The organism is Massilia alkalitolerans DSM 17462 (genome assembly GCF_000427785.1).
Taxonomy (GTDB): domain Bacteria; phylum Pseudomonadota; class Gammaproteobacteria; order Burkholderiales; family Burkholderiaceae_D; genus Telluria; species Telluria alkalitolerans.
On record NZ_ATYR01000002.1, the window covers coordinates 341,566 to 367,279 of the forward strand.

Below are 25,714 nucleotides of genomic sequence, written 5' to 3' on the forward strand. Positions count from 1 at the left end.
GTAGCGCCCCAGCTGCGATCGCGAATGACTTAACGCCTTGATTTGGCTATAATTTCGCCCTTCGCCTCAAGGATTGCCGCCATGTCACTGTTTGATCACCAGCTTGAACTGCTGTCGCCCGCCAAAACCGCCGAAATCGGCCGCGAGGCGATTCTCCACGGCGCCGACGCGGTGTACATTGGCGGCCCCGCCTTCGGCGCGCGTCACAATGCCAGCAATCCGCTGGAGGACATCGCCGCCCTGGTCGAATTCGCCCACCGCTACCGCGCGCGCATCTTCGTGACCATGAACACGATCATGCACGACAGCGAACTCGAGCTGGCCCGCCAGCAGATCTGGCAGTTGTACGAGGCCGGCGTCGACGCCCTGATCATCCAGGACATGGGCCTGCTGGAGATGGACCTGCCGCCGATCCAGCTGCACGCATCGACCCAGTGCGACATCCGTACCGTGGAAAAGGCGCGTTTTCTCGGCGACGTCGGCTTTTCGCAGCTGGTGCTGGCGCGCGAACTGACCGTCGAGCAAATCCGCAAGATCAAGGCGCAAGTGGATACCCCGCTCGAATACTTCGTGCACGGCGCCCTGTGCGTGGCCTTCTCGGGCCAGTGCTACATCTCGCACGCCGACACCGGCCGCAGCGCCAACCGCGGCGACTGCTCGCAGGCCTGCCGCCTGCCGTATACCCTGAGCGACGGCCAGGGCCGCGTGGTCGCCTACGAAAAGCACCTGCTGTCGATGAAGGACAACGACCAGAGCCGCAACCTGGAAGCCCTGGTCGACGCCGGCATCCGCTCGTTCAAGATCGAGGGCCGCTACAAGGACATGGGCTACGTGAAGAACATCACGGCCCACTACCGCCTGCTGCTCGACGAGCTGCTCGAGCGCCGTCCGGAATACGCGCGTGCTTCCAGCGGCAACACTCGCGTGCTGTTCACCCCGGACGTCGACAAGAACTTCCACCGCGGCCACACCGACTACTTCGCGCTCGGCCGCCAGGACGACATCGGCGCCTTCGATTCGCCCAAGTACATCGGCGTGGAACTGGGCACGGTCACCCGCATCGGCCCGGATTTCATCGACCTGGCCACCAATGCGCCGATGGCCAACGGCGACGGCCTGAACTACATGAACAAGCGCGAGACGGTCGGCATCCAGGCCAATACGGCCCAGAAGCTGGGCGAGGACGCGGATGGCCAGAACTGGCGCGTGTTCCCGAACGAAGTGGTCAAGAGCCTGGCCGGCCTGAAGGTCGGCACCATCGTGCACCGCAACCGCGACCATCACTGGGAATCGGCGCTCTCCAAGAAGTCCTCCGAGCGCAAGGTCCGCGTCGACCTGCTGCTGGCCGAGCAGCCCGATGGCCTGCGCTTGAGCCTGCGCGACGAGGACGGCATCGAGACTGCGACCAGCGCCGTGATCGCGCTGCAGCCGGCCCAGCAGGCGGCGCAGGCGGAAAGCGCACTGCGCACCAGCATCGCCAAGCTCGGCAACACGATGTTCGAGGCCGGCGCGGTCGAGCTGCAATTGTCGCAGCCCTGGTTCGTGGCCTCGAGCGCGATCAACGCGCTGCGCCGCGACGCGATCGCCGCCCATGAAGCGGCGCGCCTGGCAAGCTGGGACCGTCCGCAGCGCAAGGCAGCGGCAGAGCCCCCGGCGGTCTATCCTGATCAGCAGCTGAGCTACCTGGCCAACGTCTACAACGAGAAGGCGCGCGCCTTCTACCACAAGCACGGCGTGCAGCTGATCGACGCGGCCTACGAGTCGCACGAAGAGCCGGGCGAGGTGTCCCTGATGATCACCAAGCACTGCCTGCGCTTCTCCTTCAACCTGTGCCCGAAGCAGGCCAAGGGGGTGCAGGGCGTGCAGGGCCAGGTCAAGGCCGAGCCGATGACCCTGGTGAGCGGCAACGAGCGCTACACCCTGCGCTTCGACTGCAAGCCCTGCGAGATGCACGTGGTGGGCGCGATGAAGGACAACATCCTCAAGCAGCCGCCACCCTCGGCCGTGCCTTACAGCCCGCTGGTCTTCCACAAGCAGCGCCCGCGCGCCTGAGGTTTTTACCAACTGGTAAAAAATCCGCGCCCGGCTCGGGCCGGGCAATCAACACGTTGAGCATGTGGCCTGCGGCCGCCCCAGGGCGGCACGCGGGCGCTAGCATGGCGGCATGTCCATTTGCGGAGATGTCACGATGCAGCGCCCCATGCCCTGCCTGGCCGCCTTACCGCTGGCCCTTGCCTTCGTCCTGTCTGCCCAGGCTGCCGAGCCGATCGCGCCGCGCTTCAATGCCGACCCGTCGCCGCACTGGTTCCCGCTGGACGGCGGCAAGTTCTACCTGTACGCCACCGACGACGCCTCGAATAGCGGCAAATACTGGGATTCGGTCAGCTGGCGCCTGTACACCTCGAAGGACATGCGCAGCTGGCAGGATGCCGGCGTGCCGCTCGACGTGACGGTGTTCAAATGGGCACGGCCCGACGCCAAGGCCTGGGCGCCGGAAGCGGCCTACCGCAACGGCAAATACTATTTCTACGCGCCGGTCAGCGGCGACAAGATCGGCGTCGCCGTCTCCAGCCGCCCCGACGGCGGTTTCGTCGATGCGCGCCTCGACCCGCTGGTCGACAAGGCGCGCGACCCGAATGCCGGCGACGAACCGATCGACCCCGCCGTATTCGTCGACAAGGACGGCCAGGCCTACCTGTACTTCGGCACCCGGGTACCCAAGGTCGTGAAGCTGAAAGCCGACATGGTCAGCCTGGACGGGCCGATCCTGGACCTGGCCATCGTCGGCTTGCCTGCCTCCGACCCGAAGAAGAAATTCGGCGAGGCGCCCTTCCTGCACCGGCGCGGAGGCGTTTATTACTTCACGTTTTCCAGCGGCTGGCCCGGGCAGATCCTGTACGCCACCGGCAGCTCGCCGCTGGGACCCTTTACGTACCGCGGCGTGGTGCTCGACTACCTGAAGATCTCGACCAACCTCCAGGCCATCGTCGAGCATGAGGGTAGAAGCTGGCTCTTCTATCACGACAATCTGCTGCCCGGCGGCGGCAGCCACCGCCGTTCGATCGCGATCGCACCGCTCGAGCACGAGGCGGACGGCAGCATCCGCCAGGTCGCACGCTAAAAAAACGCCGCCCGGTTGCCCTGGGCGGCGTCCTGTCTGTGCGCGAATGCGATCAGTCGACCGTCGCGCCGCTGTCCTTCACGACCTTGCCCCAGCGAGCATGCTCGGCCTGCACGAACTTGCCGAAGTTCGCCGGCGTGTCGCCCACGAAGTCGGAACCGGTATCGGCCAGCACCTTCTGGAACTCAGGTCCCTTCATGACCTTGATCGCCTCGGCATTGATCTTGGCGATCACATTCGCCGGCGTCTTGGCCGGAGCGAACATGCCGTACCAGGCATAGGACTCGATCTGCGGCAGGCCGGCTTCGGCGAAGGTCGGCACGTCGGGCAGCAGCGGCGAGCGCTTGGCGCTCGAGATCGCGATCGGCTTGACCTTGCCGCTCTTAATGTGCGGCATGATCGCGATGGTGCTGTCGAACATCATCGGGATGTGGCCGCCCAGCAGGTCGGAGATCGCCGGCGCCGACCCTTTATACGGCACGTGGGTCATCTGCAGCTTGGTCACGCTGGCGAACAGTTCGCTGGTCAGGTGCTGGGGCGTGCCGTTGCCCGAGGAGCCATACGAGAACTGGCCCTTCTTGGACTGGATGAAGGCCATCAGCTCCTTCAGGTTCTTGGCCGGCACGTTCGGGCCGGCGACCAGCACCAGCGGCACGCGCAGCAGGTTGGTGACCGGCGCCAGGTCCTTCAGCGGGTCGAAGCTCATGTTCTTGTACAGGCTCGGGTTGATCACGATCGGCGCGCTCGAGGTGATCAGGAGGGTCGAGCCATCCGGCTTGGCGCGGGTGACGGCCGCCGTACCGATGTTGCCGCCGCCACCGGCGCGGTTGTCGATCACGAAGGATTGGCCCAGGCCCTGCGTCAGGCCCTTGGCCAGCGGACGCGCCGCGATGTCCGAGGGTCCGCCCGGCGGCCATGGCACCACCACTGTCACGGTCGAGCCAGGCCAGTTCTGGGCCAGCGCGCTGAAAGAAATCGCCGATGCCGCAGCTAGACATGCCAGCTTCAAGGTGGTACGTCCGGCGTTGCCGAAAAATTGTCGCATAGTCTCCATCCTTTGTTGATGAATTGGTATTGAGCGGACAGTTTATCCTATCCGCCGTCCAGCAACACGGCCTGTACGCTACGTGGAAATACGTAGCGATTTGAGTGATTCAGGCGCAAGACCCCTATGCACCCGCGCTAATTACAACATCGTCATCAATTTTCGCAAAGGAAACCTAGCTTAATTATAAGAAATGAACTAACCTGTAGGATCACTCCTACTTCTGTTCAATATGGACCGCAGCTATCCCTACAGCCGCCGCCTGCTCTCACGTGCCCGCCTGCGCAAGCGCATCGCCGCCGTGGCTGGCGCCGGCCTGCTGGCCGCGGCTGCCGTGTTCATGTTGACATGGAAACCAGATCCGGTCGCCGCGGCCGTGCCCGCGCCCTTCATGCCGGCGCTTGCCCTGAACGGCGCGTCCGGCGCCGGTGAATCGCCCCAGCGTGGCCTGCGCCGCATCTACCCGTATTCGGTGGTCCCGGGCGGCGTCTCGGGTCAGTCCGAACTGCAGCGCATCATCCGCACCGACAGCGTGGTGGCCGCCCATTATGCGACCTTTGACACCGGCAAGGCACGCACCGTGGTGGTCGACCAGCCACGCGCGGTGCACGTGTCCTACCGCAAGGGCGACAAGGTGTACTGGACTGCCCACAAGGTCATGCTGGCCCCGGGCGAAACCCTGCTCAGCGACGGCCGCAACGAGATGCGGGCGCGCTGCGCCAACCGCATTTCCGACCTGCCCCAGTACCCGGTGGAAGCCCACCGGCCCGCCATGGAAGAACTCGACCAGGCGATCGAACTCGCCGAGGGGGAAGAATACGCGCTGGGACCGGACGGGTTGCCGGTGGCGATGGCCGCCAACGGCAGCATCCCGCGCCATACCGGGATGCGCTTCCCGGCCCGCGGCGCCGGCGCAGCCGGCGGCAGCGGCAGCGCCGCCACGCCCGCGACCAGCGCGCTCGCCGCGAACCTGGGTTCGAGCGCAAGCAGCATCGGGCCGGTCACGACCCTGGGTTTGTCGGGCGCATCGAGCAGCATGGGCAGCCGCCCGCGTCCCACCAGCCGGCCGGTCACTGCCCCCGCGCCCGAGGCACCTGCCGCTACGGAAGTCGTCCCCGAAGTGGGTACCGGCAGCACTGGCGGTTCTTCGGGCGCGCCGGCGCCCTCGCTTGATGGCGGCACGACTGGCGGCGCCCCGGCCGGCGGCGAGCCGGTGACGAGCCCGCTGCCCGATACGACCACGACCCCGGGCACGCCTGCGCCCACTCCCGGGTTCGAAGCGCCGCTGCCGGGCACGAATCCCGGCACGAATCCCGCGCCCGGCCCCGTGACGCAGCCGCAACCGACGCTCCCTGCGCCGACGCCGCTGCCGCCCGCGCCACCCGCTCCGGCGCCGGGACCCGTGCAGCCTGCTCCGGTGCCGGAACCCGTGCAGCCCAAGCCGACGCCGGAGCCACTGCCCCCGCAGGCGATCGTGCCGCCGGCGCCGGTGGAAGTGCCGGAACCCGGCAGCCTCTGGCTGTTCGGCCTGGCGCTGGCCGCGATGGGCGTGCTGCGCCGCCGGCGCAGCACCTGAGCAGCACCTGAGTCCTTCTCAGCCGGGGATCTTCAGGCCGGCGGCCACCGCCGGCCGGGCGCGGAAGGCCTCGAGCGCCGCCGTCACGCGCGGGAAGTCCTGGATCCCCACCAGTTCGCCGGCATCGTAGAAACCGACCAGGTTGTTCACCCATGGGAAGATCGCGATGTCCGCGATCGTGTACTCCTCCCCCGCCACCCAGCGGTGCTTGGCCAGCTGGCCCTCGAGCACGCCCAGCAGGCGCTTCGATTCGTTCGCGTAGCGCTCGCGCGGGCGCTTGTCCTCGTAATCCCGGCCGGCGAACTTGTGGAAGAAGCCGAGCTGGCCGAACATCGGACCGATACCGCCCATCTGGAACATCAGCCACTGGATGGCGGCGTAGCGCCCTGCCGGATCGCTCGGCAGGAACTGGCCGCTCTTCTCGGCCAGGTAGAGCAGGATGGCGCCGGACTCGAACAGGGGCAGCGGCTTGCCGCCCGGCCCGTTCGGGTCGATGATGGCCGGGATCTTGTTGTTGGGGTTGAGCGAGAGGAAGGCCGGCGACAACTGGTCATTGGTCTCGAAACTGACCTTGTGCGGCTCGTAGGGCAGCCCCGTCTCCTCGAGCATGATCGATGCCTTCACGCCGTTCGGCGTGGGCAGCGAGTACAGCTGGATGCGGTCGGGGTGCTGCGCGGGCCACTTGGCGGTGATGCCGAAAGCGCTGAGGTCTGGCATGGCGGAAGTCCTATGGATTGCAGGACTGCCAACGATAGCAAACTTCCGGACGGCCCGCCGCAGCAGGCCGGTTTTCTGCCCCTTTAGCCGAACAGCTTGTTGGCGGTGCGGGCGATCAGTTCGCCCTGGTGGCGCGCCCCGCCCAGTTCGAGCTCGCTCGGCTGGCGCTGGCCCTGGCCGCCGGCGATGGTCGAGGCGCCATACGGGCTGCCGCCGACGATCTCGTCGAGCGTCATCTGGGGCGCGTAGCTGTACGGCAGGCCGACCACGATCATGCCGAAGTGCAGCAGGTTGGTGATGATCGAGAACTGGGTGGTTTCCTGGCCGCCGTGCTGGGTGGCGGTCGAGGTGAAGGCGCCGCCGACCTTGCCGTGCAGCGCACCGCGCGCCCACAGGCCGCCGGTCTGGTCGAGGAAGGCCGCCATCTGCGAGGGCATGCGGCCGTAGCGGGTCGGCGCACCGATGATGATGGCGTCGTAGTCGGGCAGCTCGTTCACGGTCGCGATCGGGGCGTCCTGCTCCAGCTTGAAGTGGGCATTCTTCGCGATTTCTTCCGGCACCGTCTCGGGAACACGCTTGACCGTCACCGTCGCGCCGGCCGCACGCGCACCTTCGGCCACCGCATTGGCCATCTGCTCGATGTGGCCATAGGTCGAGTAATACAACACCAGGACTTTCGACATGCCTTCCTCCCTGTGATGATCGTCAAAAGCCCTATTCTGCTGCGAACAGGATTTTTGCGGCACCCGCCAGAAGATGGACGGCCGGCGCTCAGATCCAGTAGATGAAGGCGGCCAGCGCGATCACCAGCGCCACGCGGGTGATGTTGTAGACCGTCTTGTTCCACGCCTTGAGGCGGCGGCGGTACTGGCCCATGTAGAAGGAGATGCGGAACAGCTTGCTCACCAGGCCGACCTGGTCGCCGGTTTCGTTGGGCGAGGCGGCGGCGGTCATCACGGTGCGGCCGAACCAGCGGTTGAAGGCCCCCATCCAGCGGTAGCGCATCGGACGCTCGACGTCGCAGAACAGGATGATGCGGTCGCTCTCGCTGCCGTTGATGGCCCAGTGGATGTAGGTTTCGTCGAACACCACGCCCTGGCCGTCGCGCCAGCTGTGGCGTTCTCCGTCGACTTCGATGAAGCAGCGGTCGTCGTTGGGCGTGGCCAGGCCCAGGTGGTAGCGCATCGAGCCGGCGAAGGGGTCGCGGTGCGGGTTCAGCTTGCCGCCCGGCGGCAGCTCGGCGAACATCGCGGCCTTGACCGAGGGGATGGACTGCAGCAGCGCATAGGTCTGCGGGCACAGGCGCTCGGCCGACGGATGGCTGGCGTCGTACCACTTCAGGTAGAAGCGCTTCCAGCCGTTCTTGAAGAAGGAATTGAAGCCAGCGTCGTCGTTCTGCTCGGCGGCCTTGATCTTCTTGAGTGCCAGCAGGTTCTCGGCCTCGGCGCGGATGACGGGCCAGTTTTCCTGCAGGCGCGCCAGTTCCGGGAACTCGCTTACCGGGATGAAGGGCGTGCTCGGAACCCGCGAGAACTTGTGCATGAAGATGTTAATCGGCGCCATGAACGACGAATGGTCGAAGATCTGGCGGCGGAAAGGCAGGCGCACACGGCCACGGAAGTGGATGTGCAGGATCGACAGAACATAAAAACCGACCACGACCCATTTCATTGCGACCTCCGTCCTTGCTGGCTTACCTTGATGAGGGACGCAGGATATCACAACGGCCAATGGGCCGTCGTCGGCCGGGTCGTAATTCTGGGAAACTATGGCACGCCGGCAACTCCATCCTGGAGCGCCGGCGTCATGGGGGTCCGGCAGGGGCCGGACCCGGGAGAAACGCTACTCAGTGCTGGACCGAGGTGATCGCATACCCTTTTTCGCTGATCTGGTCGGCCACGTTCTCGATGTCGTAGTCTTCCAGCTGGTCGGCGTCGTCTGCGACCTCGATGGCGCGAGCCTCGATTTCCCAGTCGGTGTTGGTCGCTTCTTCAGGGATATTGCGTGCTTCCGGCACTGCCAGGTAAGACAGTTTGCCGTCGGTTTCTGGTCGGCGGTAAATATCCAGGCGCATAGTCGTTTCCTCAAAGTCAAAGCCCGCTTTCCCGATGAAAGCGGGCACTTCCACAGTAGAAGATCGAAACGCTGTCGTCTGTTAATTGACCCACACTCAGCCGCCGGAGGCAGCCGCCAGGCTCAACGGCCCGGCGACGCCCCGAGTATGCGCGCCGGCAGCATCACAATGGCGCGCAGCAACTCGAACACGGCCTCGACCCCGATGCCAAGCAGCCGCAGCGGCAGCAAGACGAGCCATACCAGCGGGTACAGCACCAGGGCCAGCAGCGCAATGGGCCAGCACAGGAACAGCAGCAGCAACCATAGCAGGAAACCTAACATTGTTCTCGCTCCTTTGGTGAGTCATCGCTGCAGCTAGCAGTTCTGACAAGACGAGAGAAGGATAAGTTGCTGCGCCTGGATGGACAATCGGTCTGCGACAGACGGGGCAAAAAGCGGGGTGAATGGATGAAAATGGCGGGCAGGTGGCACCCTAGGCCGCCGGCCGACTGCTCGCCGGCCGACGCCAGGGAAGGATCAGGCGAAGGCCGCCACCTGCTCCGTCACGCGCTGGTTCACCACCTGGGCCCGCAGCGAGGCCTGCAGCGACGGAATCGAGCCGCCCGCCCGGTACTGGAAGGCCACGTGCACCAGGTCGCCCGCCTCCACCTTCACCGGCTGGGCCAGCGGCAAGGTCATGTAGTGGTTCAGCCAGTCGATGGTGTTCGATTCTTCCTGCACGATGGCCAGCACGTTCTTGGTGATGAAGCGCATGGCGTTGAGCATGCCGCTTCTCTCCATCAAGATCCCGCCTTCCCAAGCGAACACATTGTCGACCGGCTGGTTGAAGTCGATCAGGCTGTACACGGCCGGCTGGCCCAGTTCGATGGTGCCCGGATAGACCACGCCGGTTTCCTGGAACTGCACGATCGGCGCGTGAAAGCCTTCGAAATCGTATTCCTGCTCGATCGGCTGGGCCGCCATGATCACCGCTTCCGGCAGGAACACCGGCAGCGGGCCGCCGAATTTGGCCAGGTAGCGGCGCTTGAAGGATTCAATCACCTCGACCTGCTTTTCGCGCAGCATGGCGACGTGGATCATCTCGCAGATGACGACGTCGACCGGTTCGGGCGGCAGGTAGTCGAAGGCGTCGGCATGAATCACCTCGACCTTGTGGCCGTTCGGGTTGAGCGCCAGGAACTTGCGCGCCTCGCGCACCATGTCGGGGTTGAATTCGACGCAATAGACCTTCGACGCCTTCTGCGCTGCGAAGAAGGACAGTACGCCGGTGCCGCCGCCCAGCTCCAGCACCTTCGCGCCCGGCTTGACCGCGTAATGGATCGCGGACTTGAAGCTGTGCATCCGGTTCTGGTCCATCAGCATATTGTGATGGTAGTGCACTGGAATGAACTGCCCCAGGTAGCAGCTTTCGATTTCGCGTTCGTTCAGCATGGTTGGCCCGTCTTCCTTCATGGTCATTGTCCGTGAAGGCATTATGGCCAAGGATGCACGCGGTCCATGCGCGGAGCTGCGGGGTATTTACCGCTTAGTTCCCAATGGAAATGTAAATTGCTAGCGCTTGAAGCCGGAAATCGTGGCCGCGATGTCAGCCTGGCCGGCGCGTTCGGCGATCTGGGCTGCCGTCAATCCCTCGGTGTTCTTCAACGCGGGATTGGCGCCCGCCTCCAGCAGCAGGCGCACCATGCCCGGCTGGGCTTCGCGCGCCGCCATCATCAGGGGCGTGTAAGCGCCGCTCTCTTTCGGCGACAGTGCGTCCAGCTTCGCCTTGCGATCGATGAGCAGGCGCGCGATGTCCTCGGCGCCGCCGGCGGCGGCATAGTGCAGCGGCGTCCAGCCGGCGCGGTTCACTTTGGCGCCCTTGGCCAGCAGGGCTTCGGCGGCGCGCCGGTTGTTCTTGAAGGCCGCCATCATCAGGGCCGTGTTGCCGTTCATCGCCTGCGCTTCCAGGTCGATGCCGGGCTGAAGCAGCAAGGCGTCGAACACGCGCATCGAACCCTCGCGCACCGCCAGCACCAGGGCCGGCTCGCCGCCGACCGGGTTGATCCCGTTCGGGTTGACTACCTTGCCCGCCATCTCCTTGACGGCGGACACGTTATCGACCTGCACCGCGCGGAAGAAGCTGGCGACCTGCCCGGGCGTCGCCGCCGCGGCCGTGCCAAGGTGGAGTAGGAATGCCAGAAGGCAGCTCTTGAGGATGGCGCGGCGGACTCGGGTCATGTCAGGCCTTTGCAGTCTTGAACAAGGTGAAGAAGTTGTCGCTGGTCTGCGCCGCGACATCGCGCAAGGAGACCCCCTTGAGGTTGGCGATGAACTCGCCCACGTGGGCCACGTAGCCCGGCTCGTTCATCTTGCCGCGGTAGGGCACCGGCGCCAGGTAGGGCGAGTCGGTCTCGATCAGCATGCGCTCGAGCGGCACGGCCTTGGCCACTTCCTGCAGTTCCTTGGCGCTTTTAAACGTGACGATGCCGGAGAAGGAGATGTAGAAGCCCTGCTCCATCGCCGCCTGGGCGACCGCCAAGGACTCGGTAAAGCAGTGCATGACGCCCGCCACGCCGCCCGCATCGGTACCGGCGCCCTCTTCCTTCATGATGCGGATGGTGTCGCTCGATGCCGCCCGGGTATGGATGATCAGCGGTTTACCGGTCTCGCGCGAGGCGCGGATATGGGTGCGGAAGCGCTCGCGCTGCCATTCGAGGTCGCCCTCGAGCCGGTAGTAGTCGAGGCCGGTTTCGCCAATGGCGACGATCTTCGGGTGCTGCGCTAGCTCGACCAGCTGCTGCACGCTCGGTTCGGGCGTGTCTTCGTAGTCGGGGTGGACACCGACCGAGGCAAAGATGTGCGGGTGCTGTTCGGCCAGGGCCAGCACCTGCGGAAAGTCCGGCAGGTCGACCGAGACGCACAGCGCGTGCGTCACCTTGTTCTCGGCCATCTTGGCCAGGATCTCGGGCATCCGGGCAGCCAGCTCCGGGAAATTGATGTGGCAGTGGGAATCGATAAACATCCGGGTATTGTACCCGGAGGGAGATCGAATGCAGTCTCAGGCAACCCGTTTGCCCAGGATGATCAGGTCGCGCTCGATCCCGTCCAGGTTGGCCACGCGCGGGAAATGCGCCCACTTCTCGAAGCCGTACTTGCCGAACAGGGCCAGGCTCGGCGCATTGTGGCCGAAGATGAAGCCCAGCAGCGTGTGCACGTTCACATTCGGCGCGTGCGCCATCGCCAGCTCCAGGCAGTAGCGCCCGATACCCTTGCCGCGCGCGCTTTCCGCGATGTAGATCGACACCTCGGCCGTGCCCGAATAGGCCGGGCGGCCGTAGAAATTCGAGTAGGACAGCCAGCCCAGCACTTCCGGGTTCTCGGCCGTATCGCCGGCGGCGTGGATCACCCACAGCGGCCGGCGCTCGGGTGTATGGTCGGCAAACCACTGTTCGCGCGACCCTACGGTGATGGGATCGGTGTCGGCGGTGACTTCGCGCGAGGCGATGGTCGAATTGTAGATGTCGACGATGACGGGCAGGTCGTCGCGGGTGGCGAGGCGGTGGACGTAGGACGGCATGGAGGCAGACATTAAGCGCAGCTGATCTTGTACCAGCAAAGATGAGAGAAACTGAATTAGAGCGTATGGGTGGCGCGCGCCGAGCGCAGCGCCGCGCCGAGGATTTCTTCGATGCGCAGCTTGGCGCGCTGCCCGGCTTCGTCCGCCGGGAAGTGCACGCCGATGCCCTGCGCCTTGTTGTTGTTCGCGCCCGCCGGGGTAATCCAGGCCACCTTGCCGGCGATCGGGTACTTGTTGGGGTCGTCCATCAGCGACAGGATCAGGTAGATCTCGTCGCCGATTTTATACGGCTTGGTTGTCGGCACGAACATGCCGCCGTTCTTCAGGAAGGGCATGTAGGCCGCGTACAGGGCGGCCTTCTCCTTGATCGCCAGCGACAGCACGGACGGCCGCGGCTGCTGCGGAACGTTCGGCTCTGCGGGGTTGGCGTTCATCGGCTTCCTTTCATGCGCAGCACGAAGTGTACTCAAGCAACATATCTTCGACAAACAGTTTTGCCGACAGCGGGTGGTCGGCCACGGCGCGGCGCTCGTTGGCGGCCTTGATCGCCCGGTTCAGGCTGCCAGTAGACACCCTGCCGGCCAGGGCCGCAAGTTCGCGCTGGTAGCGCGGGTAATAACGTATCTTGCCCGACAATTTTACCGAGAACACATCATAGAGCCAGCGCTGCTGCCATGCCACCAGCGCCGGCAAGGACGCCTTCGCCAGCTTCTCGGCGGTGCGCAGGGCGCCGTCGACGGCCGGATTGGCCAGGAAATGCAGCAGCGCTTCCATCTCTTCGCGGCTGCCGGATTCGGCTTCAAGCAGCGCCGCCAGCGGCGCGCCGCCCTGCTCGCGCAGCCAGCTGTCGGCATCCTGTACGCCCTGCTCCTTAAGCCATGCCAGCGCTTCCTCGTGCGAGGGCATCGGCAGCGCGAACTTGCGGCAGCGCGACAGGATGGTCGGCAGCAGGCGGTCCAGGCTGTTCGAGGACAGCAGGAACACCGTGCCCGGCGGCGGCTCTTCCAGGGTTTTCAGGAGCGCGTTCGAGGCCGGCATGTTCAGGCTTTCCGCCGGGTACAGCACCACCACCCGCAGGCCTTGCCGGTGGGTGGAGATGTTCATGAAGTCGGCCAGGGCCCGGATCTGCTCGATCTTGATCTCTTTCGAGGGCGCCTTGCTCGACTTGGACTTACCGGCCGGCTCTGCGGCGTCTTCGCCTTCGGCGGCCGGCTCGTCTTCCAGCGCTTCCGGGCGCACCCGGCGGTAATCCGGGTGGTTGTTCTGCAGGAACCAGCCGCAGGAGGCGCAGCTGCCGCAGGCGTGGCCGTCCGGGCGCACGTTCTCGCACAGGAGGGCCTGCGCGAAGCTTTCCATGAAGCCGGCGTTGCCGACGCCCGCGGGGCCGTGGAACAGGATGGCATGCGGCAGGCGCTCGCGCATCTGCTGGAGGCGCGTCCACGCCGCTTGCTGCCAGGGGTACATCGTCACGACTACTTCTCCAATACTTCCGTCAGAATCCGACCCAGCTGCGCCTGGATGGCCGCGATCGTCTGCGTCGAATCGACCACCACGATGCGCTCCGGGAACTGCGCCGCGCGGCGCAGGTATTCGTTGCGGCACTTCTCAAAAAAATCGGCCTGCTCGCGCTCGAACTTGTCGAGCGTGCGGGTGGCGTCCAGGCGCTGGCGCGCCACCTCGAGGGGGACGTCGTACAACAGGGTGAGATCCGGCTGCAGGCTCGGGTGCACCCAGTGTTCCAGCGCTTCCAGCTTGGCGCGGTCCAGGCCGCGCCCGCCGCTCTGGTAGGCGAAGCTGGCGTCGGTGAAGCGGTCCGACAGCACCCAGTCGCCGCGTCCGAGCGCCGGTTCGATCACCCGCGCCATGTGCTCGCGCCGGCTGGCGAACATCAGCAATGCCTCGGTCTCCAGGTGCATCTTCTCGTGCAACAACAGCTCGCGCAGCTTCTCGCCCAGCGGCGTGCCGCCCGGCTCGCGCGAGGAGACCACGGTCTTGCCGCGCGCCGCCAGGAAGTCGGTCACGAAGCCGATGTGGGTCGATTTGCCGGCCCCGTCGATGCCTTCGAAGGTGATGAATTTTCCTGCCTTGCCCTGCGCCGTCATTGGTTGATCCGCCGCTGGTACTGGTTGACCGCCCGGTTATGGTCGTTCAGGTTGTCCGAGAACTGGCTGGTGCCGTCGCCGCGCGCCACGAAATACAGAGCCTGGGTCTTGGCCGGCGCCAGCGCCGCCTGCAGCGACTGGATGCCCGGCAAGGCGATCGGGGTCGGCGGCAGGCCGGCGCGCATGTAGGTATTGTAGGGGGTATCGGTCTGCAAATCCTTCTTGCGGATGTCGCCGACGTAGCGCTCGCCCATGCCGTAGATCACGGTCGGATCGGTCTGCAGCATCATGCCGGTGCGCAGGCGATTCACGAACACGCCGGCGATCATGTTGCGCTCACTCTTTTGCCCGGTTTCCTTCTCGATGATCGAGGCCATGGTCAGGGCTTCGTAGGGCGTTTTGTACGGCAGGCTCGGGTCGCGTCCCTCCCAAGCGGTCTGCAGGTGCTTCATCATGGCCTGGTGGGCCATCTTGTAGATCTCGAGCTCGGACGAGCCCTTGGCGAACAGGTAGGTGTCCGGGAAGAACAGGCCCTCCGGCGCCTTGTACTCGCTCGAGACCTTTTGCATCAGCTCCTCGTCCGACAGCTTGACGGTGTCGTGGCGCAGGCGCTGGTGGGCCGCGATGGCCGCGCGCATCTGGCGGAAGGTCCAGCCTTCGACGATGGTAATGGCCTCTTGCGCGAATTCGCCGCGCACCAGTTGGGTCAAGAGGCGGCGCGGCGAGGTATTCGGCTTGAGCTCGTAGCTGCCGGCCTTGATCCGGCCGGCCTCGCCGGTGACGCGCGCCAGGATGTTGAACAGCTGCGGATTGACCGGCACGCCGGCCTTGGCCATCTGCTGGGCGGCCGCGCCCACGCCGCTGCCCGGAGCGATGCTGAATTCGACCGCTTTGCCGCCGGTGTCGAGCGGGATCTTGGCCCAGTACGAGAAGCCGGCGACCGCGGCCACCGACACGATGACGCCGGTGACCAGGAGTTTTTTGATGAATGCCATATGTTGTTGTTGTGGTTTTCGCCGCGGGTTCGACCCTGAGTTTGGCCGTCCTCGGCGCGATTTTGCCGACATCTTTATAATGAGCCCGTAATGATAAAGCTTATTTGCAAACAGAATTGCTAATACTAACTGGATTTATGCATAACTGGACAGATACCCTATCCTCGCTCGGCGCCCGCTTCCCTATCGACGAAGCCGCGCAAGTGGAAGATTTCGGCCGCCCGCTGGCCGCTGGCGAGCTGGCCGACGGATTCGTGGCCACGGTCACCGACCTCGGCATCATCGCCGCCGAAGGCCCTGATGCCGCCAGTTTCCTGCACAACCAGCTGACCAACGACGTCGAACACCTCGGCCGCAACGAAGCCCGCCTGGCCGGCTACTGCACCCCCAAGGGCCGCCTGCAGGCGACCTTGCTATACTGGCGCAGCCCCGGCGCCGAGCCCGACACCGTCTACCTGCAGCTGCCGCGCGCCATCCAGCCGCCCCTGCAGAAGCGCTTGAGCATGTTCGTGCTGCGCGCCAAGGCCAAGCTGCGCGACGCCACCGGCGAAGCCCCGTTTGCCGCCGTGCTGGGCCTGGGCGGCGCTAGGGCCGAGAGCGCCCTGCGTCGCCACGTCGCCGAGCTGCCAGCCGCGCCCTACGGCAAGGTCGACGGCCCGTTCGGCACCGTGATCCGCCTGGCGGACGTGTTCGGCACCCCGCGCTACCTGTGGCTGACCACGGTCGAGAGCGCGAGTTCCGCGCTGCCGGGCCTGGCCGGCGAGCTGGCCCTGGGCGGCAACCAGGCCTGGCAGCTGGCCGCGATCCACGCCGGCGTGCCGCAAGTGACGGCCGCGACCCAGGAGCAGTTCGTGCCGCAGATGGTCAACCTCGAGCTGCTGGGTGGCGTGAACTTCAAGAAAGGCTGCTACCCGGGCCAGGAAATCGTGGCGCGCAGCCAGTATCTTGGCAAGCTCAAACGACGCACGGCGCTGGCCACGGTGGCCAACCCGGCGGCGCGCGCCGGCGACGAGGTGTTTTCGATGGCCGACCCGGGCCAGCCCTGCGGCATGGTGGTGAACGCCGCCGCGAACGGCCTCGGCGGCGCCGACCTGCTGGTCGAGATGAAGCTCGATGCGCTCGGCGAAGACGTGCGCCACGGCGCCGCCGGCGGCCCGGCCCTCGCCTTCCAGCACATGCCCTACCATCTCGACGCGCTCGAGCTCTAAGGCATGATCGACCTGTACGTCTACTACAAGGTGCGCAGCGAGGATGCCGGGCAACTGGCGCCACGCGTGCGTGCCATGCAGCTCGCGCTCGCTGGTAGCGGCAGCGGTACGCTGCTCCAGCGCCGCCCGCAAGCGTCCGACGGCCTGCAGACCTGGATGGAAGTCTATCCGGGCGTCGATGCGGCCTTCGGCAGCCGGGTCGAACAGGCCGTCCTGGATGCCGGCCTCGCCGGCCTGATCCAGGGAGCGCGCCGCTCCGAAGTATTCATTGACCTCATACCGGGGACCTGACACATGTGCCTGATCGTCTTTGCCTGGCAGGTGCTGCCGGGCGTGCCCATCATCGCTTGCGCCAACCGCGACGAGTACTACGACCGCCCGGCAACCAAGGCCGCGCCCTGGCCCGAGCATCCGCACGTGATCGCGGGCCGCGATTTGCAGGGCGGCGGCAGCTGGATGGGGGTGACGACGGACGGCCCGAACGGCCCGAAGTTCGCCGCCCTGACCAACATCCGTGGTCCCGCCGAACGGCGCGCGGATGCGCCTTCGCGCGGCGAGCTGGTGGCCGGCTTCCTCACCGGTTCGCAATCGGCAGCCGACTACCTGGACAGCATCGTCGCGCGCGGCGACGTCTACAACGGCTACAACCTGGTGCTGGGCGACCGCGACACCCTGTACTGGTATTCGAACCGCGGGGGCGAAGATCCACGCAACGGCCAGCCGCTCGAGCCGGGCCGCATCTACGGCATCTCGAACGGCCTGCTGGACGCGCCCTGGCCCAAGGTGCTGCGCACCAAGGCGCAGTTCGCCAGCCTGCTGTGCCAGGCGGCGCCGGAAGACGCCTATTTCGAGATGCTGGCCGATACCACTCGCGCGCCGGACCTGCGCCTGCCGGAAACCGGCATGCCGATCGAGGTCGAACGCATGCTCTCGCCGGTGTGCATCGAGATGGAAGGCTACGGCACCCGTACCTCCACCGTCGTCAAGCTGTACCGCGAGGGCGAGCCGGAACTGCACGAACGCGTGGTGCAGCCGGACAGCACGCCGGCTTGACGCTCCTCGGCCAGGCCTTTTGGTGTCGTTAGCTTGAGCACGTCGTTCCGGCGAAGGCCGGAACCCAAGTTCTGCTTGCGAAAATTGGGTCCCGGCCTGCGCCGGGACGACGGTCTTACAGTCAGCGCAGAGAACAGGGGATGGTGGTACCTACAGCCTGCCCTTGACGCCGGCCCTCAACATCTCGGTGATCTGCGGCGTCGCCGCATACGGATCCGCCGGCTCCTTCCCCTGCACCATCGCCTCGAAGCGCTCCACCGCCGCCCCCAGCGTCTGCGGGTGCGAATAGATGTAGAAGCGCTCCTCGCGAATGCCTTCGAAGGTGATGCGCGCCACCTCCGCCGCCGTCAGCTTGCCCGACTCGACCGCCTTCTCGGTCAGCATCCGCGCCGCCGTCTGGCTCGCCGTACTGCGTTCATGGCTGGCCATCTGAATCGGCCGGTTGCGCTCGGATTGCGCGATCCCGGTCGGCACGAAATACGGGCACAGCACCGAGGCCTTGACCGGCGCATCGACCAGCTTCAGGTCGTGGTGCAGGGTTTCGGTCAGCGCCACCACGGCGTGCTTGGAGACGTTGTAGACGCCCATCGCGGGCGGCGTGAGCAGCCCGGCCATCGAGGCCGTGTTCACGATATGGCCTTCGAAACCGGGGTCGCGCCGGGCGCACTCGAGCATCACCCGGGTGAACACGCGCACGCCGTGGACCACACCCATCAGGTTCACGCCGAGCACCCATTCCCAGTCCTGTTCCGAGTTCTCCCACACCAGGCCGCCGCAGCCGACGCCGGCGTTGTTGAAGACCAGGTGCACGTGGTGGAAGCGCGCGATCGCCGAGTCGGCCAGTTCCTGCACGTGCGAGGCCTTGCTGACGTCGCATACCATCGACAGCACCTCGGCGCCTTGGGCCAGCAGCTCCTCGGTCGCGTGCTCGAGCGCCTTGGGCTGCACGTCGGCCAGCACCAGCTTCATGCCAAGGCCGGCCGCGGTGTTGGCGAACTCGCGCCCCAGGCCGCTGGCCGCGCCGGTGATGACGGCGACCTTGCCGCGGAAATCCTTCATGTTCCCTCCCCTTGTTGATCAGACCGCGGACACGCCTCCGTCGATGGCCAGCGTCTGTCCCGTGATGTGCTTGCCGGCGTCGGACGCAAACAGCACCACCGCGCCCTTCAGGTCCTCGTCGTCGCCCAGGCGGTTCAAGGGCGCATCCTTGGCCAGGTTCTCGGCGCCGAAGGCGGCCAGCACCCCCTTGGTCATCTTCGACGGGAAGAAGCCGGGCGCGATCGAGTTCACGGTAATACCATAGCGGCCCCATTCGCCGGCCAGCGCACGGGTGAAATTCACGACCGCGCCCTTGGAGGTGTTGTAGGCGATGGTCTGCATCGTGCCCGGCGGATTGCCGGCCAGGCCGGCGATCGAGGAGATGCTGATGATACGTCCGTAGCGGCGCGGGATCATGGACAGCTTGCCGACCGCCTGGGTCACCAGGAAGATGCTGCGCACGTTCAAGTCCATCACCTTGTCCCAGGCCTCGAGCGGATAGTCCTCGGCCGGGGCGCCCCAGCTGGCGCCGGCATTGTTGACCAGGATGTCGACATGGCCGAGGCGGGCGATGGCTTCCTGCACGAAGCGCTGGACCTCGGTTTCAATCGAGAGGTCGGCGGCGATGGCGCTGGCGTCGATGCCACGGCCCGCCAGGTGGGCGACGGCCTCGTCGAGCTCTTCCTGCTTGCGCGCGGAGAGGAGCACGCGGGCGCCCTGCTCGCCGAGGGCTTCGGCCATCTGCAGGCCGAGGCCGCGCGAGCCGCCGGTGACGATGGCGGTCTTGTCCCGGAGGGAGAACAGTTCCTGGGTGGTGCGCATGCTTGGTCTCCGTTTTGTTCTGTTGTGTTGATGCTTGAGCCGACTTCGGGCAGGAAACTGGGTTCCGGCCTGCGCCGGAAGTCGTTTCTGCCAGTGGCAGGAACGACGGTCTTACGGCTACGGACTCACGCACGTCGTCCCGGCGCAGGCCGGGACCCAAGCTTGGATGAGCAAAGCTTCTGCCTGCTTACACCTCGTAATCCATGCACTGCCGCCCTTCCCGTACCGCCCCGATAAAAGGAACCACCGCCTTGTGCGTCGGGTGGTTGATGTACGCTTCCAGCGCCGCCTTGTCCGCGAATTCGGAGTACAGCACCACGTCGTAAGTCGCTTCCAGTCCCGGCTGCGCCAGCATCACCTCGAACTTCAGCTGGCCCGGCACGATGTTCGCGCACTCGTCCAGCCGGCGCTTCATCTCGCGCGCGTTGCTCAGCTTGTCCGCGCCTTCGGCTTCATCCTTCAACTTCCACATCACGATATGCTTGATCATTCTTCAAATCCTTCAATCAGGGGGGGCAATCGAGCATAGCATACTAAGAAGTACGGTCGTTCGTAAATATTTTGGCAAGTCACATTGCGCGCCGCAGCATGCCGATCCCTAGAGCGTAAAGACACGTATCACTGCCGAGTTGCTGCAATTGCACAGCTCGACTGTAAGCTCCGTGTAAGTTTGGAGTAATTATCGTGTAAGGAAACCGGCACACACTCCGCGACAGCTGACAAACAATCAGCATTTCCGGTGACACTAAAACCTATACGGAGACACACATGGCAATCACACCCGGCATGACCGCCGGAGGGAAAGCTGCACCTTCCTCCGCCGGGATCACCAAGGAAGAACGGAAAGTCATTTTCGCTTCTTCCCTCGGCACGGTATTCGAATGGTACGACTTCTACCTGTACGGTTCGCTCGCTACCATCATCGCCAAGCAGTTCTTCATCGGCGACCCCACCACCACCTTCATCTTTGCCCTGATGGCCTTCGCTGCCGGCTTCATCGTGCGCCCCTTCGGCGCGCTGGTGTTCGGCCGGCTGGGCGACATGATCGGCCGCAAGTACACCTTCCTGGTGACGATCCTGATCATGGGCGCCTCGACCTTCCTGGTCGGCCTGCTGCCGAGCCATGCCAGCATCGGCATCGCGGCCCCGATCATCCTGGTGACGCTGCGCATCTTGCAGGGCCTGGCGCTCGGCGGCGAGTATGGCGGCGCCGCCACCTACGTGGCCGAACACGCGCCGCACGGCAAGCGCGGCCTGTTCACGGCCTACATCCAGACCACCGCGACGATCGGCCTGTTCCTGTCGCTGATCGTGATCCTGACCACCCGCACCGCCATGGGCGAAGAAGAGTTCCAGGCCTGGGGCTGGCGCATTCCCTTCCTGATCTCGGTCGTCCTGCTCGGCATCTCGGTGTGGATCCGCCTGTCGATGAACGAGTCGCCGGCCTTCGCCAAGATGAAGGCCGAAGGCAAGACCTCGAAGGCGCCGCTGTCGGAGGCCTTCCTGAAGCCGAAGAACGCCAAGGTCGCCTTCCTGGCCCTGGCCGGCCTGACCATGGGCCAGGCCGTGGTCTGGTACACCGGCCAGTTCTACGCCCTGTTCTTCCTGACCAAGACCCTGAAGATCGACGAGCCGACCGCGAACATCCTGATCATGATCGCGCTGGCCCTGGCCACGCCCTTCTTCATCTTCTTCGGCGCGCTGTCGGACAAGATCGGCCGCAAGTGGATCATCCTGGGCGGCTGCGTCATCGCCGCCGCCACCTACTTCCCGATCTTCAAGGCGATCACCCACTACGGCAACCCGGCCCTCGAACGCGCGATCCAGACCGCACCGGTCGTGGTCGTCGCCGACCCGGCCACCTGCCACTTCCAGGTGGACCCGACCGGCACCAAGAAATTCCCGTCCTCGTGCGACATCGCGACCCGCATGCTGACCGCCGCCTCGGTGAGCTACAACATCCAGGAAGCGCCGGCCGGCACGGTGGCGGCGGTGAAGGTGGGCGAGACCACCTTCCAGTCCTTCAACGCGGTCATGACGCCAGATAACCTGAACTTCGACGCCGCCTCGAAGGCCCAGGAGGACGCGCTCAAGAAGCAGGTGACGGGCGCGCTCACCACCGCCGGTTATCCGGCCAAGGCCGACCCGGCCGAGATGAACAAACCGATGCTGGTGCTGCTGCTGTTCATCCTGGTGCTCTACGTGACCATGGTGTACGGCCCGATCGCGGCGATGCTGGTCGAGATGTTCCCGACCCGGATCCGCTATACGTCGATGTCCCTGCCCTACCACATCGGCAACGGCTGGTTCGGCGGCATGCTGCCGACCGTGACCTTCGCCCTGGTGGCATTCAAGGGCGACATCTACTATGGCCTCTGGTATCCGATCATCATCGCGCTGGCGACCGTCGTGATCGGTGGCCTGTTCGTCCGCGAGACCAAGGATAACGACATCTACGCCCATGACTGAGGGAGCGTCAGTCGAATGAAAAATGCCGCTGGAGACAGCGGCATTTTTTTTAACGGCGCAGGCCGCCTAGCGCTTGACTGGATCGAGCAGCTTGCTCTTCGGCGCGATCAGCAAGACGGCCAGCCAGCCGAGAAAGCCCAGGCAGCGCCAGATCGTAAAGAAGCACAGGAAGTACACCACCCATTGCGCCCAGCTTTCCGGCGATCCCATCCCCGCCGTTCGCAGCAGCGGCATGGTCAGCACCGCGCTCAGGAAACCCAGGATACCTGGGAACCACCACTTGCGGCCCAGGCTCGTCGTCATCACATCGGTCATCCTCGTCTCCATCCGGTCGAAACGGCAACGATGTTAACACCCAGGCCGGCGGATAAACTCACCAATCCTCACGCTCAGTCATCGCGCAGTTCGACGCCCGCCAGCTTCCAGCGCCACAGCCCGTGACGGTCCAGCACGAAGGCCACACCGCCGCCGTCGGCCCGCTCGACCAGCACCTGGTTCCAGCTGCGGTAGGAGACGTCGTAGTTGAGCCTTTCGCGCGGCGCTTCGCCGGGCGGCTGGGACGGCGCTTCCGGCCTGGGCTGCACGCGGATGTCGCCGGCCTCCAGCATGGCCGCCACGCCCTCCGGCGAGACCGCGGCATCGACGACCGGGTCGATCACCGCCAGCGCCATCCTCCGGCCAAAAGCCGCGAACGGGTTGGAACGCGATTCTTCCAATGCGCCCTGCGCGCCCAGGCGGCGCATGACCTGGACCTTGACGCTCTCGCGCAGCTTCGGAAAGTCGACGTAGCGCGACAGGGCCTGGGCGTCGCGCGCCTCGACCGCGGCGCGCATCTGGTAGAGCTGCCAGTGCGGGCTGGCCCAGGTGGCCAGGGCAAGCGCGGCGGCGACGGCCGCCGCCACGATCGGAACTGTTTTCTTCTTCATGCGGGTCAAGCGCCGAAACCCTTGCCGTCGGCCACCAAGCGCTCCAGCAGCGGCGCCGGCTTCCAGGCGTCACCATGGCGGCCCTGGGCATACCGGCGGATTGCTTCCAGCACTTTGGGCAAGCCGACGGACTCGGCATGGAACATCGGGCCGCCCCGGTGCAGCGGGAAGCCGTAGCCGCTCAGGTAGACCATGTCGATGTCCGAGGCGCGCAGGGCGATGCCTTCTTCCAGGATCTTCGCGCCTTCGTTGACCAGAGCGTACACCAGGCGCTCGACGATCTCGGCGTCGTCGATCGCGCGCCGCTCCAGGCCCAGCTCGCGCGAATGCTGCACGATCATGTCGTTGACCAGCTGGGACGGAATCGCCTTGCGCTCGCCCGCCTGGTAGTCGTACCAGCCGGCCCCGGTCTTCTGGCCGAAGCGTCCCCCCTCGCACAGCAGGTCGGCGGTCTTCGAATAGGCGATGTGCGGCGATTCGATGGCGCGGCGCTTGCGGATATACCAGCCGACGTCGTTGCCGGCCAGGTCGCTCATGCGGAACGGTCCCATCGCGAAACCAAAGCGCTCGATCGCGCCATCCACCTGTTCCGGCAGCGCGCCTTCCTCCAGCAGGAAGTAAGCCTGGCGCAGGTACTGCTCCAGCATGCGGTTGCCGATGAAGCCGTCGCACACGCCCGAGACCACGCCCGTCTTCTTGATCTTCTTGGACAGCGCCAGGCAGGTGGCCAGCACGTCCTTGCCGGTTTCCCTGCCGCGCACGATCTCCAGCAGCTTCATGACGTTGGCCGGGCTGAAGAAGTGCAGGCCGATCACGTCCTGCGGGCGCCTGGTGAACGCGGCGATGCGGTCCAGGTCCAGGGTCGAGGTATTCGAGGCCAGGATCGCGCCCGGCTTCATGGCGTCGTCGAGCTGGCGGAACACCAATTCCTTCACGCCCATGTCTTCGAACACGGCTTCGATCACGATGTCGGCCTGGGCGATGTCGGCATAGGACAAGCTGCCGGTGATCAGGCTTATCCTCTGCTCGCACTTCTCCTGCGTCAGCTTGCCCTTCCTGACCGTGTTCTCGTAGTTCTTGCGGATGGTCGCCAGGCCCTTGTCCAGCGCTTCCTGCTTTGTTTCGAGGATGGTCACCGGGATGCCAGCGTTGGCGAAGTTCATCGCGATGCCGCCGCCCATGGTGCCGGCGCCGACCACGGCCGCGCGCTCGATTTTCCGCAGCGGCGTGTCCGACGGCACGTCCGGCACCTTGCTGGCCGCGCGTTCGGCCATGAAGGCGTGGCGCAGAGCCTTCGATTCCGGCGTCTGCATCAGGTGCAGGAAGCGCTCGCGCTCGAAGCTCAAGCCTTCCTCGAACGGCTTGCTCACGGACGCGGCGACAGTCTCGACGCAGGCCAAAGGCGCCGGGAACGGCCCGGCCATCGCCTTGACCTTCTCGCGCGCGGCCTGCACGAAGGCGTCGGGGTTCGGATAATCGACGGCGCGGTCGCGCACCTTCGGCAATGGAGGTCCGCCTTCGCGGCGCAAGTCCGCGACCTTGTCGGCGAAGGCCACGGCCGCGCCGATCAGCTCGGTCCCGGCCGGGAATACCTCGTCGAACAAGGCCGTGCCGGCCAGCTTTTCGGACGCCACCGGGGTGCCCGACACCACCATGTTCAGGGCCATTTCCAGGCCCAGCACGCGCGGCAGGCGCTGGGTGCCGCCGGCGCCCGGCAGCAGGCCCAGCTTCACTTCCGGCAGCGCGATCTGGGCGCCCGGCAAAGCGACGCGGTAGTTGCAGCCCAGCGCCAGCTCCAGGCCGCCGCCCATGCAGACGCTGTGGATCGCGGCCACCACCGGCTTGCTGCAGTTTTCCACCACGCGGATCAGGCTGTGCAGGGTCGGCTCGGTCAGGGCCTTGGGCGAATTGAATTCGCGGATGTCGGCGCCGCCCGAGAAGGCCTTGCCGGCGCCGGTGAGGACGATGGCCTTGACGGCCGCGTCGGCTTCGGCGCGCCCGATAGCCGCGACCGCGGCGGTCCGGGTCTCCAGGCCCAGGCCGTTGACCGGCGGATTATTCAGGGTCACTACGGCAACGCTGCCCTGGACGGTGTAGTCGGCGCTCATGTCTCTTCTTCTCCTTGTCAGTACCCAGGCACCAGCCTGGCGCAATTTTTTAACTATACCTCAACTAAAAGAACGTTCGTATTATTTTCGGGCGGCGCCGAATGTGCCAGAATACGCGCCTCTCGCTCCTGAATCATTCGATACATGGAAAAACTGCTCGCACAACTGGTCCGGCTCTATCTCATGCCCGGCCTCGAACCCGGCCACCATCCGGCCGCCACGCCGCTGGTCTCGGAAGACGGCCTGACGCGCGCCATCGTCATCGACTTCCCGCGCGCGGCTGATGACGAGAGCCGCCACTGGGCCCAGCTGTGCGAGGTCGCCAATACCCTGCAGGAGAAGCTGGGCTTCCCGGCCCCGGCGGTGAGCGTCACCGGCGCGAACGCCTTCCGCCTGTGGCTGTCGCTGCGCGAGCCCGTGCCGGTAGCCGATGTGCGCCGCTTCCTCTCCCTGCTGCGCACCGCCTGGTTCCCGGAACTGCCCCTGCACGCCAGCAGCGCGGTCGAGCTGCCGCCCTGCCTCCACGGCGCGACCGGCAAATGGGCGGCCTTCATCCATCCCGGCATGGGCGCCTCGTTCGCCGGGGAGGAAGGGCTGGACATCGCGCCGCCCGTGGCGGCCCAGCTGGCTTTCCTGGAAGGACTGGAAAGCATCACTCCTGCGCAGTTCGAGCAGGCGATGGCCGCCATGCACCGGCCGCGCGAAGGCGCGCCCCCGCTGGCTCCGCTCGCGGCGCCACCCGACGGTCTGCTGCTGAAGGACGCGACGCTGGAAGACATCGTGCGCCATCTGCATGCATTGGGCATCGAGCCCACCTTCCGCCACGTCCTGCCGGGCCGCGCCTAACGGGCAGCTTCATCTCCGGCGCCGGTGTATGCTGTACGGACAGGACACTGGAGCTG

General features: G+C 65.7%; 28 protein-coding genes. 8 read left to right on the forward strand and 20 right to left on the reverse strand.

Going from position 1 to position 25,714, the window contains the following annotated elements; translation table 11 throughout:
• Positions 1–81: 81 nt before the first annotated feature.
• Both YWC_RS0103440 and YWC_RS0103445 read left to right on the forward strand, forming a co-directional pair.
• The gene (locus YWC_RS0103440; protein ID WP_027864119.1) at positions 82–2,052 is read left to right on the forward strand and encodes a peptidase U32 family protein; all 1,971 of its coding nucleotides are present in this window, start codon (positions 82–84) and stop codon (positions 2,050–2,052) included.
• Positions 2,053–2,188: 136 nt separating this feature from the next.
• A complete protein-coding gene (locus tag YWC_RS0103445; protein WP_211238937.1) occupies positions 2,189–3,121 on the forward strand; it encodes a family 43 glycosylhydrolase in 933 nt (310 codons plus the stop codon).
• A gap of 52 nt (positions 3,122–3,173) precedes the next feature.
• Here YWC_RS0103445 and YWC_RS0103450 read toward each other — a convergent pair whose 3' ends face one another.
• Positions 3,174–4,166: a Bug family tripartite tricarboxylate transporter substrate binding protein gene (locus YWC_RS0103450; RefSeq protein WP_027864121.1), complete on the reverse strand. Its 993-nt coding sequence runs from the start codon at positions 4,164–4,166 to the stop codon at positions 3,174–3,176.
• Between the two features lie 232 nt (positions 4,167–4,398).
• Here YWC_RS0103450 and YWC_RS0103455 point away from each other — a divergent pair, with 232 nt between their 5' ends.
• Entirely contained in the window at positions 4,399–5,742 is a 1,344-nt protein-coding gene (locus YWC_RS0103455; RefSeq protein WP_027864122.1) for a PEP-CTERM sorting domain-containing protein, read from the forward strand.
• Positions 5,743–5,760: 18 nt separating this feature from the next.
• On the opposite strand, the gene YWC_RS0103460 is transcribed toward YWC_RS0103455, so the two are convergent.
• The 13 genes from YWC_RS0103460 to mltG form a co-directional block, all read right to left on the reverse strand.
• Entirely contained in the window at positions 5,761–6,459 is a 699-nt protein-coding gene (locus tag YWC_RS0103460) for a glutathione S-transferase N-terminal domain-containing protein (protein WP_027864123.1), read from the reverse strand.
• A gap of 83 nt (positions 6,460–6,542) precedes the next feature.
• Positions 6,543–7,142, reverse strand: coding sequence for an NAD(P)H:quinone oxidoreductase (gene wrbA, locus YWC_RS0103465; RefSeq protein ID WP_027864124.1), 600 nt, complete (start codon positions 7,140–7,142; stop codon positions 6,543–6,545).
• 88 nt (positions 7,143–7,230) lie between these two features.
• A complete protein-coding gene (gene lpxO, locus YWC_RS0103470; protein ID WP_027864125.1) occupies positions 7,231–8,130 on the reverse strand; it encodes a lipid A hydroxylase LpxO in 900 nt (299 codons plus the stop codon).
• 175 nt (positions 8,131–8,305) lie between these two features.
• On the reverse strand, positions 8,306–8,533 hold the full coding sequence (locus YWC_RS0103475; protein WP_027864126.1) for a DUF6139 family protein: 228 nt from the start codon (positions 8,531–8,533) through the stop codon (positions 8,306–8,308).
• 122 nt (positions 8,534–8,655) lie between these two features.
• Positions 8,656–8,856 (reverse strand): hypothetical protein, encoded by a 201-nt coding sequence (locus YWC_RS0103480; protein WP_027864127.1) that lies wholly within the window; start codon positions 8,854–8,856, stop codon positions 8,656–8,658.
• A 195-nt stretch (positions 8,857–9,051) separates the two neighbouring features.
• Positions 9,052–9,966, reverse strand: a complete 915-nt coding sequence (locus tag YWC_RS0103485; protein WP_027864128.1) for a class I SAM-dependent methyltransferase — start codon at positions 9,964–9,966, stop codon at positions 9,052–9,054.
• A 120-nt stretch (positions 9,967–10,086) separates the two neighbouring features.
• Positions 10,087–10,752, reverse strand: coding sequence for an ankyrin repeat domain-containing protein (locus YWC_RS0103490; protein ID WP_036212830.1), 666 nt, complete (start codon positions 10,750–10,752; stop codon positions 10,087–10,089).
• Position 10,753: 1 nt separating this feature from the next.
• On the reverse strand, positions 10,754–11,536 hold the full coding sequence (locus tag YWC_RS0103495) for a TatD family hydrolase (RefSeq protein ID WP_027864130.1): 783 nt from the start codon (positions 11,534–11,536) through the stop codon (positions 10,754–10,756).
• A 36-nt stretch (positions 11,537–11,572) separates the two neighbouring features.
• Entirely contained in the window at positions 11,573–12,091 is a 519-nt protein-coding gene (locus YWC_RS0103500; RefSeq protein ID WP_027864131.1) for a GNAT family N-acetyltransferase, read from the reverse strand.
• A 56-nt stretch (positions 12,092–12,147) separates the two neighbouring features.
• The gene (locus YWC_RS0103505; RefSeq protein ID WP_027864132.1) at positions 12,148–12,525 is read right to left on the reverse strand and encodes a PilZ domain-containing protein; all 378 of its coding nucleotides are present in this window, start codon (positions 12,523–12,525) and stop codon (positions 12,148–12,150) included.
• Positions 12,526–12,535: 10 nt separating this feature from the next.
• Positions 12,536–13,555 carry a DNA polymerase III subunit delta' gene (locus YWC_RS0103510; protein ID WP_036212833.1) on the reverse strand — a complete coding sequence of 340 codons (1,020 nt, stop codon included), beginning with the start codon at positions 13,553–13,555 and terminating at the stop codon, positions 12,536–12,538.
• 8 nt (positions 13,556–13,563) lie between these two features.
• The gene (gene tmk, locus YWC_RS0103515; protein ID WP_027864134.1) at positions 13,564–14,193 is read right to left on the reverse strand and encodes a dTMP kinase; all 630 of its coding nucleotides are present in this window, start codon (positions 14,191–14,193) and stop codon (positions 13,564–13,566) included.
• A complete protein-coding gene (gene mltG, locus YWC_RS0103520) occupies positions 14,190–15,188 on the reverse strand; it encodes an endolytic transglycosylase MltG (protein ID WP_027864135.1) in 999 nt (332 codons plus the stop codon). Before mltG ends, tmk begins: the two co-directional genes overlap by 4 nt.
• A 137-nt stretch (positions 15,189–15,325) precedes the next feature.
• On the opposite strand from mltG, the gene ygfZ reads away from it, so the two are divergent.
• Genes ygfZ through YWC_RS0103535 form a run of 3 tightly spaced genes read left to right on the forward strand, consistent with a single transcriptional unit; the run spans position 15,326 to position 17,449 of the window.
• Positions 15,326–16,396 carry a CAF17-like 4Fe-4S cluster assembly/insertion protein YgfZ gene (gene ygfZ / locus YWC_RS0103525; RefSeq protein WP_027864136.1) on the forward strand — a complete coding sequence of 357 codons (1,071 nt, stop codon included), beginning with the start codon at positions 15,326–15,328 and terminating at the stop codon, positions 16,394–16,396.
• 3 nt (positions 16,397–16,399) lie between these two features.
• A complete protein-coding gene (locus YWC_RS0103530) occupies positions 16,400–16,687 on the forward strand; it encodes a DUF4936 family protein (RefSeq protein WP_027864137.1) in 288 nt (95 codons plus the stop codon).
• Positions 16,688–16,690: 3 nt separating this feature from the next.
• On the forward strand, positions 16,691–17,449 hold the full coding sequence (locus YWC_RS0103535) for an NRDE family protein (RefSeq protein WP_027864138.1): 759 nt from the start codon (positions 16,691–16,693) through the stop codon (positions 17,447–17,449).
• Between the two features lie 150 nt (positions 17,450–17,599).
• Here YWC_RS0103535 and YWC_RS0103540 read toward each other — a convergent pair whose 3' ends face one another.
• The 3 genes from YWC_RS0103540 to YWC_RS0103550 form a co-directional block, all read right to left on the reverse strand.
• The gene (locus tag YWC_RS0103540; RefSeq protein WP_027864139.1) at positions 17,600–18,508 is read right to left on the reverse strand and encodes an SDR family oxidoreductase; all 909 of its coding nucleotides are present in this window, start codon (positions 18,506–18,508) and stop codon (positions 17,600–17,602) included.
• Between the two features lie 18 nt (positions 18,509–18,526).
• Complete coding sequence (locus tag YWC_RS0103545) at positions 18,527–19,309, reverse strand: SDR family oxidoreductase (protein WP_027864140.1); 783 nt, start codon at positions 19,307–19,309, stop codon at positions 18,527–18,529.
• 187 nt (positions 19,310–19,496) lie between these two features.
• Positions 19,497–19,799: a Dabb family protein gene (locus tag YWC_RS0103550; RefSeq protein WP_027864141.1), complete on the reverse strand. Its 303-nt coding sequence runs from the start codon at positions 19,797–19,799 to the stop codon at positions 19,497–19,499.
• 278 nt (positions 19,800–20,077) lie between these two features.
• On the opposite strand from YWC_RS0103550, the gene YWC_RS0103555 reads away from it, so the two are divergent.
• On the forward strand, positions 20,078–21,778 hold the full coding sequence (locus YWC_RS0103555; RefSeq protein WP_027864142.1) for an MFS transporter: 1,701 nt from the start codon (positions 20,078–20,080) through the stop codon (positions 21,776–21,778).
• A gap of 66 nt (positions 21,779–21,844) precedes the next feature.
• Here the strand turns inward: YWC_RS0103555 and YWC_RS0103560 are convergent, their stop codons facing one another.
• The 3 genes from YWC_RS0103560 to YWC_RS0103570 all read right to left on the reverse strand — a co-directional run bounded on the left by YWC_RS0103560 (position 21,845) and on the right by YWC_RS0103570 (position 24,812).
• Complete coding sequence (locus YWC_RS0103560) at positions 21,845–22,093, reverse strand: hypothetical protein (protein WP_027864143.1); 249 nt, start codon at positions 22,091–22,093, stop codon at positions 21,845–21,847.
• A 74-nt stretch (positions 22,094–22,167) separates the two neighbouring features.
• A complete protein-coding gene (locus YWC_RS0103565; protein WP_027864144.1) occupies positions 22,168–22,704 on the reverse strand; it encodes a DUF2939 domain-containing protein in 537 nt (178 codons plus the stop codon).
• Positions 22,705–22,709: 5 nt separating this feature from the next.
• Entirely contained in the window at positions 22,710–24,812 is a 2,103-nt protein-coding gene (locus YWC_RS0103570) for a 3-hydroxyacyl-CoA dehydrogenase NAD-binding domain-containing protein (protein ID WP_027864145.1), read from the reverse strand.
• A gap of 144 nt (positions 24,813–24,956) precedes the next feature.
• On the opposite strand from YWC_RS0103570, the gene YWC_RS0103575 reads away from it, so the two are divergent.
• Positions 24,957–25,658 carry a hypothetical protein gene (locus YWC_RS0103575; RefSeq protein ID WP_027864146.1) on the forward strand — a complete coding sequence of 234 codons (702 nt, stop codon included), beginning with the start codon at positions 24,957–24,959 and terminating at the stop codon, positions 25,656–25,658.
• The last annotated feature ends 56 nt before the right edge of the window (positions 25,659–25,714 follow it).

Excerpts from the sequence above, each read along its gene's own strand:
- YWC_RS0103480 (WP_027864127.1), bottom strand. The coding sequence starts at position 8,856 with ATGTTAGGTTTCCTGCTATGGTTGCTGCTGCTGTTCCTGTGCTGGCCC.
- YWC_RS0103445 (WP_211238937.1), top strand. The coding sequence starts at position 2,189 with ATGCAGCGCCCCATGCCCTGCCTGGCCGCCTTACCGCTGGCCCTTGCC.
- YWC_RS0103485 (WP_027864128.1), bottom strand. The coding sequence starts at position 9,966 with ATGCTGAACGAACGCGAAATCGAAAGCTGCTACCTGGGGCAGTTCATT.
- YWC_RS0103530 (WP_027864137.1), top strand. The coding sequence starts at position 16,400 with ATGATCGACCTGTACGTCTACTACAAGGTGCGCAGCGAGGATGCCGGG.
- YWC_RS0103460 (WP_027864123.1), bottom strand. The coding sequence starts at position 6,459 with ATGCCAGACCTCAGCGCTTTCGGCATCACCGCCAAGTGGCCCGCGCAG.
- YWC_RS0103540 (WP_027864139.1), bottom strand. The coding sequence starts at position 18,508 with ATGAAGGATTTCCGCGGCAAGGTCGCCGTCATCACCGGCGCGGCCAGC.
- YWC_RS0103490 (WP_036212830.1), bottom strand. The coding sequence starts at position 10,752 with ATGACCCGAGTCCGCCGCGCCATCCTCAAGAGCTGCCTTCTGGCATTC.
- YWC_RS0103535 (WP_027864138.1), top strand. The coding sequence starts at position 16,691 with ATGTGCCTGATCGTCTTTGCCTGGCAGGTGCTGCCGGGCGTGCCCATC.
- tmk (WP_027864134.1), bottom strand. The coding sequence starts at position 14,193 with ATGACGGCGCAGGGCAAGGCAGGAAAATTCATCACCTTCGAAGGCATC.
- YWC_RS0103545 (WP_027864140.1), bottom strand. The coding sequence starts at position 19,309 with ATGCGCACCACCCAGGAACTGTTCTCCCTCCGGGACAAGACCGCCATC.
- YWC_RS0103450 (WP_027864121.1), bottom strand. The coding sequence starts at position 4,166 with ATGCGACAATTTTTCGGCAACGCCGGACGTACCACCTTGAAGCTGGCA.
- YWC_RS0103475 (WP_027864126.1), bottom strand. The coding sequence starts at position 8,533 with ATGCGCCTGGATATTTACCGCCGACCAGAAACCGACGGCAAACTGTCT.
- YWC_RS0103555 (WP_027864142.1), top strand. The coding sequence starts at position 20,078 with ATGGCAATCACACCCGGCATGACCGCCGGAGGGAAAGCTGCACCTTCC.
- YWC_RS0103455 (WP_027864122.1), top strand. The coding sequence starts at position 4,399 with ATGGACCGCAGCTATCCCTACAGCCGCCGCCTGCTCTCACGTGCCCGC.
- YWC_RS0103495 (WP_027864130.1), bottom strand. The coding sequence starts at position 11,536 with ATGTTTATCGATTCCCACTGCCACATCAATTTCCCGGAGCTGGCTGCC.
- YWC_RS0103570 (WP_027864145.1), bottom strand. The coding sequence starts at position 24,812 with ATGAGCGCCGACTACACCGTCCAGGGCAGCGTTGCCGTAGTGACCCTG.
- YWC_RS0103500 (WP_027864131.1), bottom strand. The coding sequence starts at position 12,091 with ATGCCGTCCTACGTCCACCGCCTCGCCACCCGCGACGACCTGCCCGTC.
- YWC_RS0103565 (WP_027864144.1), bottom strand. The coding sequence starts at position 22,704 with ATGAAGAAGAAAACAGTTCCGATCGTGGCGGCGGCCGTCGCCGCCGCG.
- YWC_RS0103560 (WP_027864143.1), bottom strand. The coding sequence starts at position 22,093 with ATGACCGATGTGATGACGACGAGCCTGGGCCGCAAGTGGTGGTTCCCA.
- mltG (WP_027864135.1), bottom strand. The coding sequence starts at position 15,188 with ATGGCATTCATCAAAAAACTCCTGGTCACCGGCGTCATCGTGTCGGTG.
- YWC_RS0103440 (WP_027864119.1), top strand. The coding sequence starts at position 82 with ATGTCACTGTTTGATCACCAGCTTGAACTGCTGTCGCCCGCCAAAACC.
- ygfZ (WP_027864136.1), top strand. The coding sequence starts at position 15,326 with ATGCATAACTGGACAGATACCCTATCCTCGCTCGGCGCCCGCTTCCCT.
- YWC_RS0103575 (WP_027864146.1), top strand. The coding sequence starts at position 24,957 with ATGGAAAAACTGCTCGCACAACTGGTCCGGCTCTATCTCATGCCCGGC.
- lpxO (WP_027864125.1), bottom strand. The coding sequence starts at position 8,130 with ATGAAATGGGTCGTGGTCGGTTTTTATGTTCTGTCGATCCTGCACATC.
- YWC_RS0103510 (WP_036212833.1), bottom strand. The coding sequence starts at position 13,555 with ATGTACCCCTGGCAGCAAGCGGCGTGGACGCGCCTCCAGCAGATGCGC.
- wrbA (WP_027864124.1), bottom strand. The coding sequence starts at position 7,142 with ATGTCGAAAGTCCTGGTGTTGTATTACTCGACCTATGGCCACATCGAG.
- YWC_RS0103505 (WP_027864132.1), bottom strand. The coding sequence starts at position 12,525 with ATGAACGCCAACCCCGCAGAGCCGAACGTTCCGCAGCAGCCGCGGCCG.
- YWC_RS0103550 (WP_027864141.1), bottom strand. The coding sequence starts at position 19,799 with ATGATCAAGCATATCGTGATGTGGAAGTTGAAGGATGAAGCCGAAGGC.